This is a genomic window from Nostoc sp. PA-18-2419 (genome assembly GCF_005869855.1).
GTDB lineage: Bacteria > Cyanobacteriota > Cyanobacteriia > Cyanobacteriales > Nostocaceae > Nostoc.
Genome location: NZ_SZNH01000023.1, coordinates 1 through 13,010, shown reverse-complemented (window position 1 = coordinate 13,010; position 13,010 = coordinate 1). Strand labels below are relative to the sequence as shown.

General features: G+C 38.8%; 14 protein-coding genes and 1 tRNA gene. 9 read left to right on the top strand and 6 right to left on the bottom strand.

All coding sequences use genetic code 11. The features are described from left to right. Window positions 1–213: 213 nt before the first annotated feature. The gene (locus FCR06_RS32840) at window positions 214–378 is read right to left on the bottom strand and encodes a hypothetical protein (protein WP_189523512.1); all 165 of its coding nucleotides are present in this window, start codon (window positions 376–378) and stop codon (window positions 214–216) included. Between the two features lie 93 nt (window positions 379–471). Between FCR06_RS32840 and FCR06_RS21590 the strand changes: the two genes are divergently transcribed. Next, window positions 472–873, top strand: a complete 402-nt coding sequence (locus FCR06_RS21590; protein ID WP_138503378.1) for a hypothetical protein — start codon at window positions 472–474, stop codon at window positions 871–873. 1,037 nt (window positions 874–1,910) lie between these two features. Here the strand turns inward: FCR06_RS21590 and FCR06_RS21580 are convergent. Then, window positions 1,911–2,861: an IS630 family transposase gene (locus FCR06_RS21580; RefSeq protein ID WP_138503376.1), complete on the bottom strand. Its 951-nt coding sequence runs from the start codon at window positions 2,859–2,861 to the stop codon at window positions 1,911–1,913. Between the two features lie 571 nt (window positions 2,862–3,432). After that, window positions 3,433–3,504 (bottom strand) — tRNA-Thr (locus FCR06_RS21575). Window positions 3,505–3,832: 328 nt separating this feature from the next. Between FCR06_RS21575 and argF the strand changes: the two genes are divergently transcribed. Together argF and lexA are read left to right on the top strand one after the other, a co-directional pair. Next, on the top strand, window positions 3,833–4,753 hold the full coding sequence (gene argF / locus FCR06_RS21570; RefSeq protein ID WP_138503374.1) for an ornithine carbamoyltransferase: 921 nt from the start codon (window positions 3,833–3,835) through the stop codon (window positions 4,751–4,753). A 223-nt stretch (window positions 4,754–4,976) separates the two neighbouring features. Further along, complete coding sequence (gene lexA / locus FCR06_RS21565; protein ID WP_138503372.1) at window positions 4,977–5,582, top strand: transcriptional repressor LexA; 606 nt, start codon at window positions 4,977–4,979, stop codon at window positions 5,580–5,582. 60 nt (window positions 5,583–5,642) lie between these two features. Here the strand turns inward: lexA and FCR06_RS33665 are convergent, their stop codons facing one another. After that, entirely contained in the window at window positions 5,643–5,807 is a 165-nt protein-coding gene (locus FCR06_RS33665) for a hypothetical protein (protein ID WP_223280222.1), read from the bottom strand. Window positions 5,808–5,824: 17 nt separating this feature from the next. Here FCR06_RS33665 and FCR06_RS21560 point away from each other — a divergent pair, with 17 nt between their 5' ends. The 6 genes from FCR06_RS21560 to FCR06_RS21545 all read left to right on the top strand — a co-directional run bounded on the left by FCR06_RS21560 (window position 5,825) and on the right by FCR06_RS21545 (window position 11,590). Next, window positions 5,825–7,186 (top strand): DNA phosphorothioation system restriction enzyme, encoded by a 1,362-nt coding sequence (locus FCR06_RS21560; RefSeq protein WP_223280221.1) that lies wholly within the window; start codon window positions 5,825–5,827, stop codon window positions 7,184–7,186. Window positions 7,187–7,511: 325 nt separating this feature from the next. Continuing rightward, a complete protein-coding gene (locus FCR06_RS32835) occupies window positions 7,512–7,685 on the top strand; it encodes a hypothetical protein (RefSeq protein ID WP_189523511.1) in 174 nt (57 codons plus the stop codon). Next, the gene (locus FCR06_RS21555; RefSeq protein WP_138503368.1) at window positions 7,682–9,754 is read left to right on the top strand and encodes an AAA family ATPase; all 2,073 of its coding nucleotides are present in this window, start codon (window positions 7,682–7,684) and stop codon (window positions 9,752–9,754) included. Before FCR06_RS32835 ends, FCR06_RS21555 begins: the two co-directional genes overlap by 4 nt. An 85-nt stretch (window positions 9,755–9,839) precedes the next feature. Continuing rightward, a complete protein-coding gene (locus FCR06_RS34340) occupies window positions 9,840–9,962 on the top strand; it encodes a hypothetical protein (RefSeq protein ID WP_262984694.1) in 123 nt (40 codons plus the stop codon). A 104-nt stretch (window positions 9,963–10,066) separates the two neighbouring features. Further along, complete coding sequence (locus FCR06_RS21550; protein WP_138503366.1) at window positions 10,067–10,540, top strand: DNA phosphorothioation-associated protein 4; 474 nt, start codon at window positions 10,067–10,069, stop codon at window positions 10,538–10,540. A 69-nt stretch (window positions 10,541–10,609) separates the two neighbouring features. Further along, the gene (locus FCR06_RS21545; protein WP_138503364.1) at window positions 10,610–11,590 is read left to right on the top strand and encodes an HNH endonuclease; all 981 of its coding nucleotides are present in this window, start codon (window positions 10,610–10,612) and stop codon (window positions 11,588–11,590) included. Window positions 11,591–11,703: 113 nt separating this feature from the next. Here the strand turns inward: FCR06_RS21545 and FCR06_RS21540 are convergent, their stop codons facing one another. Next, window positions 11,704–12,687, bottom strand: coding sequence for an AIPR family protein (locus FCR06_RS21540; protein ID WP_138503362.1), 984 nt, complete (start codon window positions 12,685–12,687; stop codon window positions 11,704–11,706). A 63-nt stretch (window positions 12,688–12,750) separates the two neighbouring features. Then, window positions 12,751–13,010: transposase family protein (locus FCR06_RS21535; RefSeq protein ID WP_138503360.1), on the bottom strand; the 260-nt coding region annotated here is incomplete at its 5' end.

Here is a 13,010-nt window from a genome sequence, read left to right as displayed (position 1 = left end):
ACTTGCTCTGCTTTCAGAACAGAAAGGAAAAGGATGTCGTGGCGCTAAAGAAGTGGTAAATTGGGTCAAATCTGCTTTACATAGGTGAGCAAATTTTACTACACACTCACCCCTGTAAATTCAGGAATCGTCAGATATTGCTTATTTTTGCATGAGAATAGTTACCAAAGTTTTTGCAATCCCATTCGTAAAGAGTGAATCTGCAACACTGGATCACTTTGGCATTCTTACAGGAATGAATTCATCAGGTGGACATTCACCGATCAACGCATAGAATTTAAGTCGATTGAGTCTGTGCGATCGCAATGCCAGAATTTTGCGGGACTGTAGAGTAAGACTATAATGATCGCGCAAGTTACTTTGAACTGTCAAGATCATTGCCCTTGAAGGGCAGTGAGTATGTCTTGAGCAAGTATAATTTAGATGCGTTTGTTAAGCGAGCCTGTCCTCCTTAAAGCCAAGGAGAAACTAATGAGACACTTTACTATGTTTACTTTTCTGTATCTAGCAGCGGGAGTTTGCCTAACGGTGGTCGTACTTGAGCATTCTGACATCACTCCAAACCAAAAAACAAGCCTGCTAGTAAATGCTGGACTGTTATACCTTGCCGCTGTCCTTAGTACCTTTCGATTTTGGCGTCAAGGTGTACTACGGAGCGAAGCGAAACTACGCGATAAACCTGCTTGGGATCGGAATTTTGTCATCTTCCTACCAATATTTCTTATTGTAGTAACGCTTGCTATAGCGATCTCCAACCTGGTAAATCACAACTGGTCGATGGAGGCGATCGCCACAGCATCTGTAGAGCCACTGCTCATTCTAATTATTGCAGAACAACTCTTTATCAGAAGCCAAATTCGGCGAGAATCCTGATTACTACTTGCGTAGCTTGCCGCCAACTCTACAAGACGCACTCGCGTTTGGCATCGCCTGACTGCAACTCGCCAATACACCGCGATCGCCAATACGAGGTGTACCAAAATTTTTCAGCTATCGAGAGCGAAATATTTTGCCAAGAGCATACCTATGCGCTTGGAAATTTAAGTATCCAATGCAGCAGGCTCAAGACTTGAGCGATGGAATAGCGGCGCCAAACAACGTCCTCACTAAATTGTTACCTCTGTCATGTGGATAACTTGTGGATAATTTCAGTTTCTTGGTTGCGATCGGACTATTGGAGCTTGTGAAAAATTTTTCATGTAGGCTTATTTCGGGTTGAGAACTGGGGGGCGATCGCCAAAAATTGCTCCTCGTCGTTCTAGGTCATGCCTCAAGTTTTCTGTAAGAGCTGTGCTGTCTCTAAATAAAATTTTGTTTGATCCAATGACCTTAATTGCACCTTCTAAGGTAAAGCGATCACGTTGACCCTTTTTTTTAAATTGGGAACTTCAGAAGTCTTTTTAAAGCATCTGTCCCAAGCAATCCTCATGATTATCATTCTTGATTACTCTAGCTTTTTGATTTTTGTTGAGTAATTTATTGCGTGCTTGTCCCTTAACCTGATTCCGAGTTAAAAATGCAAAACCCGAGAAGTATTGTATCCACACCTACACCATAAAAGTTTCGCCAACAACACTAGAGAAACTAAAAGCGGCAGCAGGATTACTGGCACTACCAATCAACTCAAAGTTCTTTACGAACATATCAGTCGTTCCATTGCTTACTATATAGTAGCCCTGGTCAGTTGTGGTATTTGAGACTGTATAGCTTCCAATGCCAAAGAGCAGCTTATCTTTGTTGCCATTGCCACCATCAAAAAATCCGCTGCCGAACTATGAGGAGAGTTCCGATGTAAATAAGTCATTTGTAGTAGTTGTGCTGCAATAACTGTTAAAAACCCCAGCATTGATGACATACTCTCACCAGCCAAACGATAGCTCTCTGCTTTGCAGCCAGATTTACAGCGGTTTTCATATGAATAGACCACAGTGAGCGAACCAGCCCCAAGCATCATCAGACGAGATTTGCTGATTAATAATTTGGGTTAACACTTGATCAAGCGCTTCGTAAGTTCGAGCTTTTGCTGCACGCAAACACTGCTTAAGTTTTGACCAACACAATTCAATCGGGGACAAATCAGGCGAATAAGGAGGTAAAAAGACGACCTTTGCGCCGACAGATTCAATCACATCTTGAATGATCTGCGCGTGATGCACTGACAAATTATCCATTATTACGACTGCTCCCACCCACAACTGAGGTGCAAGAACCTCTTGAACATAGGTCAGAAATACATCGGTGTTGACACTACCAGGAATACTCATGGTAGCAATTAGTCCATCCATACTTAGTGCCCCAATCAATGAGATGTTTTGTCCTCGATTTTTAGGGCAAGAGTCGTACAACCGCTGACCACGTAGTGCACGACCATAGATTCGGGTGATGCCTAAGTTCAAACCAGACTCGTCTACAAATATTAAATTGTGAGGATCAACGCCCAAAACCCAGTCCCTATACTCAAAGCGCATCTGTTTGATTCGCTGGCTATCTTGCTCACTGGCATACAGAGTTTTTTTAGTCGTCAATTTCAATCGTTGAACTGCACGGTGCATCGTCGCTACGCTGACAGTAATTCCACTTTGAATGCAATAGCGCTCACATAATTCTCCTAGTATGGCATCCGGTTGTTCATCTACTAATTGCTGCAAAGCAGGTAAGTTCTCAACTTTTATTTTAGCGATCGCTCCACCTCCATGAACTTTGGCATCCACTTTTCCTGTGTTCCGATAGTGACGTATTAACCGCTGAATAAACGATAAGCTCACTTTGAAGCGATCAGCTAGTTGTCGTTGCGACCCTTCTTTTGCTTTATAAGCATTAATCACACGTTGGCGTAGATCTGTTGAGTAGGGGGCAGGCATTTATTCATGAGTATTTTTACTAAATCTTTATTTTACTAGATTTGTAGTCTACTCAATTGAAAAATGCTGTAAGAATCTTATGATACTCTTCCACTCACCAACGATACGTATACCAACGCAAAATTGATGGGGCATCTTGTTGGGAGAGTACAGATTCACTTGTCAGTAACATCCACTCTATCGGTTCGCACCCATCAGGAGTATCAATTTCTTTTGCATAAACAGCATAAACATTGAAACGGACGGAGTTTTTTAATCTTGAAGGAGGACTTATTGAAACTGGACAAAATCTAACTTCTAAGGTTAGAGTTCTTTTTGAAAGTGAGATTCGCGAACCAATTTCCCCTTTCTACATCCCGTGAAAAGTCAGCTCGTTAACAGCCTCAATTGTCCATTTATCACTTCTGATACCCATGCTAATTTTGCGCTAATTTTGCGCTAATTTTGTATTGTGATTAACGGTAATTCAAGGTAATTTAGCACAATATTATTACCGTAAATCGTTTTGTCGTGGAAAAACAAACAAAGCCAGAACCTAGTCTGGCTAAGAAAAATATTGGTTTTGGGCTTAAGCCAGCAATCAGATTTGAACTGATGACCTTCCGATTACAAGTCGGATGCACTACCACTGTGCTATGCTGGCAAGTTTGGCATAGACGTAGTCCACTAGATATATCACTCTAGAATTTCAACCACGATTTCTAATATTATCATAATTAATCTATTTGTCTAGGGCGATCTCTAAAAAATATTCCCCTGCTCACACTTAACAGTCATCAGTCATCAACTTCAAGTGGGATAATTTATTTCTTGGAGTTCCCATAAAGTTGATAAATTAATATTCATAGCGAAAGCTAACTCAAATCCTGGGCTGGACGCCAAAATATTTAGTACGGTTGTAAGATTGTACTTTTTTGACACGGCTGGGTAAAGGAACAGAATTGAGAAATTGTTCTTTACACATCACAAGCATGGCAGCGTTGATCGGACGAGATTTATTAAGTCTGGCGGACATTAGTTCAACCGAACTTCAAGAACTCCTGCAATTGGCAACTCAACTTAAATCCCAACAGTTGAAGTTGCAGTGTAATAAAGTCTTAGGGTTATTGTTCTCTAAAGCTTCAACTCGCACGCGAGTAAGTTTTACCGTGGCAATGTATCAATTGGGTGGACAAGTAATCGACCTTAACCCTAATGTCACTCAAGTTAGTCGCGGGGAACCTGTGCAGGATACAGCGCGAGTCTTAGATAGATATCTCGATATTTTGGCAATTCGTACTTTTGCACAGCAGGAGCTGGAAATTTTTGCTAACTATGCCAAGATTCCAGTAGTTAATGCTCTAACTGATGCAGAACATCCCTGTCAAGTATTAGCTGATTTATTGACAATTGAAGAAGCTTTTGGCACCCTTGCTGGGTTAACTTTAACCTACGTGGGTGATGGAAATAATGTCGCTAATTCTCTGATGTTGGGCTGTGCTTTAGTAGGAATGAATGTGAGAATTGCCACTCCTAGTCGATTTGAGCCAGATTCTAGAATTGTAGAACAAGCAAGAGCGATCGCTAATAACAAAACTGAAGTTCTACTCACTCATGACCCAGAATTAGCAGCTAAAGGAACTGCTGTACTTTATACTGATGTTTGGGCGAGTATGGGACAAGAAGCAGAAGCAGACAACCGTCTGCCAATTTTCCAGCCTTACCAAATTTCCGAGCAATTATTGAGCCTTGCTGACTCAGAGGCAATTGTTTTACACTGTTTACCAGCCCATCGTGGTGAAGAAATCACTGAGGCAGTTATTGAAGGTTCTCAATCACGAGTTTGGGAACAAGCAGAAAATCGCCTCCACGCCCAAAAGGCTTTGCTTGCTAGTATCTTAGGGGCAGAATGAAGGAAGACGCGATTAAGCCAAGTCTTTCCCAAATATAAGAGTCAGAATAGCGACGTGTGGCTGACTCTTGACAATTTATCAGTAAAAAATCAAGAATAAATAGCTCAAAGAAAATAAAATATTCTTACTTTTGCCTTTAATATTTTCACCTTTCTATTGCTTATAGGGAGTTTTTTGTAGTACTAATGTTCTAGAGAGATTTATAATTACTTCCCGCAAATTTATGGAACGTCTAACGGAAGCTCAACAAGAACTTTACGAATGGTTAGCAGAATACATCAGAATGCATCAGCATTCGCCTTCAATTCGGCAAATGATGCAAGCGATGAATTTGAAATCACCAGCACCAATTCAAAGTCGTTTAGAACATTTACGCACTAAAGGATATATAGAATGGACTGAAGGCCAAGCGCGAACGATTCGGATTTTACGTGGTGTGAAGCAAGGTGTACCAATTTTAGGCACGATCGCTGCTGGTGGTTTAATAGAACCGTTTACTGATGCTGTAGATCATTTAGACTTTTCTAATTTATCCTTACCTCCCCAAACTTACGCTTTGCGGGTAGCTGGCGATAGCATGATTGAAGACTTAATTGCTGATGGGGATGTGGTATTCTTGCGTCCAGTAGCAGAACCAAATCATTTAAAAAATGGCACCATTGTCGCCGCAAGAGTTGATGGATTCGGTACGACATTGAAACGTTTTTATCGTCAAGGCGATCGCGTTACCCTCAAACCAGCAAATTCTAAGTACAATCCCATTGAAGTCAGCGCCATGCAAGTACAGGTACAAGGTTCCCTAATTGGTGTTTGGCGGGGTTACAACTGAATTGGGAATGGGGCATGGGGGATAGGGAGATGAGGAGAATAATAACTCCTCACTCAGCAGTCACCAGTCATCAATCAACACTTCCTGTTTACCCAATGCCCAATAATTTAGTTTGTGCTTAACATATGTACCTGACGCCAAATTCAGTACGGCAACTGCCCACTTTCCGGTTAAAATTACCATTTGCAAGGGAAAGTAAGGGCAGTTACCAGACTCGACAACCATTACCAGGATGCCCCAAAATGCCTTTATCTCTGCAATTGCGGCAATATCAGCGAGAAGCGATCGCTAGCTGGTTTGCTAATCATGGTAGAGGAACGCTCAAAATGGCTACTGGTAGTGGTAAAACGATTACGGCACTTGCGATCGCTTGTGAACTCTACCAACAGATTAATTTACAAGTTCTGTTGGTGGTGTGTCCCTACCGCCATCTCGTCACTCAATGGGCGCGAGAATGTGAAAAATTTAATTTGCAACCCATTTTAGCTTTTGAGAATTTACGCACTTGGCAAAGTCAACTTTCCACGCAAATTTATAATCTGCGTTCTGGTTCTCAACGGTTTGTGACTGTGATTACTACTAACTCCACATTAATTGGAGATGGGTTTAGCTCTCAACTCAAATATTTTCCTGCCAAAACTTTAATTATTGGGGATGAGGCGCATAATTTAGGCGCACCCAAGTTAGAAGAAAGTTTACCGCGTAGTGTAGGGTTGAGACTGGCTTTATCTGCCACACCGGAGAGATATTTTGACGATTTTGGGACGCAATCTTTATTTGATTATTTTGGCCCAGTTCTTCAACCAGAGTTCACTTTGAGGGATGCGATCGCCTGTGGTGCTTTGGTACATTATCTCTATTATCCGGTGTTAGTGGAATTAACCGAGGCAGAAAGTATTGCTTATTTAAAGCTAACTAAAAAAATTGGGCGATCGCTACTTTATCGTCAACGAGAAAATGGCAAAGCGGGATTTGAAGACAATGAAGATTTAAAACCGTTATTGATGCAAAGAGCAAGGTTAATTGGGGCAGCAGAAAATAAATTAAATGCTTTACGGGATTTAATGGCAACTCGCCGAGATACTACTCACACTCTTTTTTATTGCAGTGATGGTTCACAAGAAGATGGGCAACGTTCATCCCTGCGTCAACTCAAAGCCGTTGCTAAAATTCTGGGGGTAGATTTAGGGTATAAGGTAAGCACCTATACGGCTCAAACAACTTTACAAGAAAGAGAGATATTGCGCCGTCAATTTGAAAACGGTGAATTGCAAGGTTTAGTAGCAATTCGTTGCTTAGATGAAGGTGTTGATATTCCGGCAATTCAAACTGCGGTGATTTTATCAAGTTCTGGTAATCCTCGCCAATTTATCCAACGACGTGGACGAGTTTTGCGTCCTCATCCTGCCAAGGAACGCGCGACAATATTTGACATGATTGTTTTGCCACCAGATTTGGATAGAGAAACTATCGAAGTTGAGCGTAATCTTTTAAAAAAGGAATTGCGTCGCTTTGTGGAGTTTGCTGATTTGGCTGATAACGCTGGGGAAGCTAGAATGAAGTTACTTGATTTACAAAAGCGATATGGTTTATTAGATATTTGATAATCAACTATATAGTTGTATTATTTTGTAAAACTTTTCGAGTTTTGAAAAAAGAAGCATTAAGTATGAAATAATAAAATTATGACTTTCATTATAATGGGATGTAAGTAAAATTTTTAAAGTTACTTACATCCCATTATAATATCAACTATTAATATTAATTATATCAGAAGACAATTCAATAATAAAGTCTTTTTCAAAGAAAATTATAAATTTGAAAAAATAGTTTTGTCAAATTCCAGATAACGCTAACAGTGGCTTTACTGAGGTAAATGCACTACTAGAGAAAGTTAAAATATAGAAAAACTATATTTTCAAACTGAAGATGTCACAAGATGCAAATATCGATGATGTGCAGGAGCCAATAACCAGCGCTCCGCCGGAGGTACGGCGAATTATTGAGCGGGTATGGAAACTGGAAAAAGGCAGACTAGATAAAAAGATTAACAGCCATATAAATGATAATATTTTGGACATTATCAAGGAAGAGGTGCGATGAAGCTGACTTCAATCAAGCTATGCAACTTTCGCTCCTTTTATGGTACGACACCAGAGATGCTTCTAGCTGGTGGAGATGTTCACAACACGACGATTATTCATGGCAATAATGGCTCTGGAAAAACTAGTTTACTGAATGCCTTTACTTGGGTATTATATGAAAAATTTAGTGCAGCCTTTGCATCTATAGAACAGTTAGTAAATAAACGGGCGGTCGCAGAAGCTCAAAAAGGTCAAGTTGTAGAATGCTGGGTAGAAATTGGCTGGGAACATGAAGGTAAACGCTATCGAGTTAAACGCGCTTGTCGAGGTTATAAAAACGAAGGTGATTTTGACGCTGGTAAAACTCAATTAACCATGTGGGTTGGTGCGGATGATGGTAAATGGAATATACCAATTCAGCAACCAGACGATATAATTAATCAAATTTTACCCGCTACTTTACATCAATATTTTTTCTTTGACGGCGAACGAATTGAAGAAATAGTCCGTTCTGATAAAAAAGCTGAAATTGCTGAAGCTACAAAAATTTTCTTGGGTGTGGAAGTCATCAACCGTTCCATCAGACATTTGGGAGATGCTAAAAAAACTTTAGAAAATGAGTTAGAGGCTATTGGTAACTCTGAAATTAAACAACTATTACGACAGCAAGAAAAGATAGAACGAGAGCGCGAACGTATTACCAAACGACAAACTGAGATTAAAGAAGAGTTAGAATATCAACAAACTTTTAAAAAAGAGACAAGTAATCGGTTACGAGAACTGAGCGCTGCTAAAGAATTGCAAGAAAGATGGCAGGATTTAGAATCGCAGAAAACGGCAAATCAAGAAGAATATAAAAAAACGAAAGAAGCCCTGAAAAAAGTTATTTCCGCACGAGGTTACACAGTTTTACTCTCAGAAACTACATCCCAGTTTCGAGGAATTATCAATGATTTAAAGCAACGTGGCGAGTTAACATCAGGAATTTCAAAAGAATTTGTAAATGATTTACTTAATTCTCAACGCTGTATTTGTGGCGCAGAATTATACGAGGGTAATCATTCTCATACTCATGTAAGTACATGGTTAGACAAAGCAGGTTCTTCGGCGGTGGAAGAGACTGCAATTCGGATGAGCGCACAAGTAGATGAAATTGATAAGCAAGCCATAGAATTTTGGGAAGAAGTTGATAGAGAACAAACTAGGATTAATCAGTTAAGGCAAAGCATATCTCAAATTGAAGGTGATTTAGATAATATTCAAGAACGGTTGCGAAAAGATGCTAATGAAGAAATTAGTAGCTTACAAAAACGCTTAGATGAAATTGAAAGTAAAATTGATGAATTAAATCGAGAACAAGGTGCAAATCAACAGCAAATTGCTCAACTCAAAACTGAAATTGAAAGTTTAAACAAACAAATCGCTAAACAAAAACTGAATGAAGACAAGCAAACTTTAGCACAGCGACGAATTAACGCCACTCAAGAAGCAATCGAACGGTTAACAGAAGTTAGAAATCGTCAAGAGCAACAATTTCGCCTGCAACTAGAAAAGCGAGTACAAGAAATATTCATGGAGATTTCTGTGACTCCATACATTCCTAAAATTAGTGAAAAATATGAACTGACATTAGTAGAAAATACTACAGGGATAGAAGCACCTGTTGCAGCTTCCACTGGGGAAAATCAAATTCTCAGTTTATCCTTTATTGCCAGCATTATTGATAAAGTAAGGGAATGGAGTGAGAAGCGGAAAATGATGATGATTCCCGATAGTAGCACTTTCCCAATTGTCATGGATTCACCCTTTGGTAGTTTGGATGAGAATTCGCGGCGACACATTGCTAAAACAATTCCTCAATTAGCGAATCAGTTGATAGTTTTAGTGACTAAAACTCAGTGGCGGGGTGAAGTGGAAGCAGAAATGACAAATAGAATTGGTAAAGAATATGTACTTACATATTATTCTTCTAAACCGGATTGCGAACAAGATTATATTGAGTTGAGTGGAGAAAGATATTCTTTAGTGAAACAAAGCCCGAATGACTTTGAGTATACGGAAATTATAGAAGTTGAACGGGATAGGTAATTATTATGCACGGACGCAAAGAAAGACTTTTGCCAGGAATCTTATGATTTCGTGCATTCGCTGTTTAAATTAGGATTATTCTAGATTGTTCATTATTAATCGTGTTAGTAATCCTGAAAAACCGCAAGCTTATCGCCGTGATGAGGTGGCTGAAGCTGAACTTGTAGTACCAGGATGGACTATGTTGGTGGATAATTTGTTCGTTTAGCGATCGCCCACATACTATTATAAAATAATACCTTGGCAAGTGCGTAAGCTTAGGAATCGCTTTTAGCCATTGGTTAAAACAGCAACAATGTAAATATTAATATCATGGCTGAAACTGGCAGAATCCGGGTTGCTAAAGATAAGGCTGAGTTGGTGAAGGATTTAACATCTTCAGATGGTGGAACAGGGCCTTTTAATACTTTTGCTGATGTAATTGTGTTTGCAGCAGCTTTAGGCGCAAAGCATAAAAAACGCGTACCTTTAGGAGAAATTTCTAAAAGGGAACCGTCACCAATACCCCAAGAACAGTTTATAGTTAGGGGATATAATACGGTAATAAATTTAATAGCAATTGCTGAAATGCAAGATATAAAAGTTTTATCTGTCCAAGAAGGAAATAATAACGAAAAACGTAATTATATTTTTGAAGAATATGCTAATGGTGGACTTGAAATTTTACAATTAGAAATCCGGGGGGCAGTAGATTACTCTGAAAGAATTTTATTGATTCTCAGTCATGAGAGGTTTGAAGAGAACTCCCAAGAAGAGGATTTTGATTTAAGCAAATTTATTTCATAAATCACTATAAGTCCATGCATAATAATTACCAAATTGCTAAGAAAATACTTTTGATATATAAATTAAACAATGAGTAAAGAACAACAGCCAGCAAATCAGCGGAGTTTAGTTTATTATTGTGAATGTTTCTCTAATATTAAGGTATATAAAAGTCAAAAAAAGGGTGATGCTCTTAATAAACCTATATTACTTGTATCTATAATTGACCTAATTACACAAGGTGTAATAACAGATAATCGTATCACAATATCTAATGAATTGATTGATACATTCAAGAAGTATTGGGAAGTACTTGCTTCTAGTACTTTTAAGGGAAGTGATTTTGCCCTTCCTTTTTTTCATCTAAAAAATGAGCAGGGTAAATTTTGGCATCTTAAGTATACTTCTGAATATGATGGTGGTCGTCCGCAAACAATTCCCAAACTCAAGGAAGATGTTGACTATGCACATTTGGATAATGAACTATTTACGTCCATTCAAGATGAAATTTCTAGGCAAATATTAATTGATACACTTGTTTCAGCTTGGCTACCATCTGAAGATAATACGATAGAAGGTTTTTTAAACATTAACCAAAAATTTGAAGATGTGCCTTTAGATATAGACAAAACTATTGATTCTTGTAATTTAGATGCTAATCCTAGATGGAGAATAAGAAAAGCAGTAATTAGAAATGCTTTTTTCAGGAAAGCGATTGTAAATATTTATGATTACAAATGCGTTTTTTGTGGTCTAAAAGTAACTAAATCTATAACTCAAAACATAGTTGATGGCGCACATATAAAGCCATTCTCACAATTCTATGATAGTAGAATTCATAATGGAATAGCACTATGTAAAAACCATCATTGGGCATTTGATCGCGGTTGGTTTGCTGTAGATGAGCAATACAAAATTATAGTTAGTAATAATTTAGAAGAAGCATCTCCCCATACTAAACCTATGAAAGATTTTCATGGTGAAACAATACTTCTACCAAATACAGAGCAACTCTTTCCAGAACTGGAAGCGCTACAATGGCATCGTGAAAACATATTTCAATCAAGATGAAATAAATATCAAACTATACCCATATAAGAGTTTAACTGCCATAGGGGTATAGTTATTAACGCTCAGGTAAGTTTAACTATTCAGTTAATTTCAACATGGGAACTAGAAGAAGGTTAGACCATGTTGAAGCAGAACGCCCAAAGGCGGCTGGATTTCCCCTCATTTCTGTAGGCAGTTAGCAAGTTATTCAGGAGGGTGTTTCCCATCTCATCCCATAACTTTTCGACAGGACTCTCCCACTTTCCATCTTTGATAAATACACGGAAGGCTGCAAGAATGGGAAATACGAAAGTAATGGGAAGGGTATGATTAAATTGCTTACCTGTAATGAACTGATAAGTCTTTTTTTCAACGCCGTTTAACTTACTCTGCCCTTTTTGCCGATCATATTCATCACGAAGGCACTCCTCAATATAGAGTACATCTTTAAGTAAAGGCACAATCTCCCTAAAGTCTTCCTTTTTCCAATTCTTAATGAGAGTTCCGTATGCAGAGCAAGTTGCACTAGGATTTTTAGGTGAACCGTCTGAACCTCGCCAAGGATACAACTTATTATTAATGCAAGCAAGGCGACGAACCAAATCAGTCACATCGAATTGCTTATTTTCGCCTTCTCTGAAAGCAACATAAGGTTTACATCCAGCAGGAAGGTATTCTTCAATGATGTCCCAATCTTTAGCTAGGTTTTTAAGACTAAACTCCTCAACACTTTCACTAGTATTACGATACCTGCTAATATTTGATATTTCTTCTTGGCTGATGTTGACCAGCACAAAAATTTGCACACTAGCATCTTCCAACTCTAAGTAGTCAGCCTTGCCAGTTTGTTGGTTAAGTTTTGGTTTTGCTCCTTTTGATTTTAATTTATCGTAATGACTGCGGGCTTTTGTGATAGCAGTGTAAGTGTGCCCACCATTTACAATACCATTACCTATGAAATTGTCTTCCTGTTCCTGCTCAGGACTGACAAGTAAAAGCTCAACGTCAAACCCTCCACCGACACCATGACCTTTAACCTGTATGGAGTCTGCAACAATTAAAATTCCATTGTTGTAAAAAATAAACTCTTCTGGCTTTTGTGCCAGAGTAGTCAACATACTAGACCTCTTGCAAAAAAGTTTCGTGGTATGGTGGAGGATTGAGTTAAATTCAACAGGAATTTAGGCTTTTTGAATTTCGTAGTTATAAAGCCCAGCAATTAAATGACAGCGCAATCCAAAACGTTTCCTGCGATTACGGTAGCGCTGACTCAAAATCCGAAAAACTTTTAACTGCCGATTAACATGTTCAATCAGGACTCGACGACTCGCTAAAGTCCGGTTAGATTGCTTTTGCTCTTTGGTTAACTTACCTCCTCTAGGTTTTTTGTGAGGCAACTGACTATTTGTATGTACCTTAGAAATCCCTTGGTAGCCACTGT

What these genes read in the sequence shown, in the direction of transcription:
- FCR06_RS32840 (WP_189523512.1), bottom strand. Translation starts at nt 378, where the DNA reads ATGATCTTGACAGTTCAAAGTAACTTGCGCGATCATTATAGTCTTACT.
- FCR06_RS21590 (WP_138503378.1), top strand. Translation starts at nt 472, where the DNA reads ATGAGACACTTTACTATGTTTACTTTTCTGTATCTAGCAGCGGGAGTT.
- FCR06_RS21580 (WP_138503376.1), bottom strand. Translation starts at nt 2,861, where the DNA reads ATGCCTGCCCCCTACTCAACAGATCTACGCCAACGTGTGATTAATGCT.
- argF (WP_138503374.1), top strand. Translation starts at nt 3,833, where the DNA reads ATGGCAGCGTTGATCGGACGAGATTTATTAAGTCTGGCGGACATTAGT.
- lexA (WP_138503372.1), top strand. Translation starts at nt 4,977, where the DNA reads ATGGAACGTCTAACGGAAGCTCAACAAGAACTTTACGAATGGTTAGCA.
- FCR06_RS33665 (WP_223280222.1), bottom strand. Translation starts at nt 5,807, where the DNA reads ATGGTTGTCGAGTCTGGTAACTGCCCTTACTTTCCCTTGCAAATGGTA.
- FCR06_RS21560 (WP_223280221.1), top strand. Translation starts at nt 5,825, where the DNA reads ATGCCTTTATCTCTGCAATTGCGGCAATATCAGCGAGAAGCGATCGCT.
- FCR06_RS32835 (WP_189523511.1), top strand. Translation starts at nt 7,512, where the DNA reads ATGTCACAAGATGCAAATATCGATGATGTGCAGGAGCCAATAACCAGC.
- FCR06_RS21555 (WP_138503368.1), top strand. Translation starts at nt 7,682, where the DNA reads ATGAAGCTGACTTCAATCAAGCTATGCAACTTTCGCTCCTTTTATGGT.
- FCR06_RS21550 (WP_138503366.1), top strand. Translation starts at nt 10,067, where the DNA reads ATGGCTGAAACTGGCAGAATCCGGGTTGCTAAAGATAAGGCTGAGTTG.
- FCR06_RS21545 (WP_138503364.1), top strand. Translation starts at nt 10,610, where the DNA reads ATGAGTAAAGAACAACAGCCAGCAAATCAGCGGAGTTTAGTTTATTAT.
- FCR06_RS21540 (WP_138503362.1), bottom strand. Translation starts at nt 12,687, where the DNA reads ATGTTGACTACTCTGGCACAAAAGCCAGAAGAGTTTATTTTTTACAAC.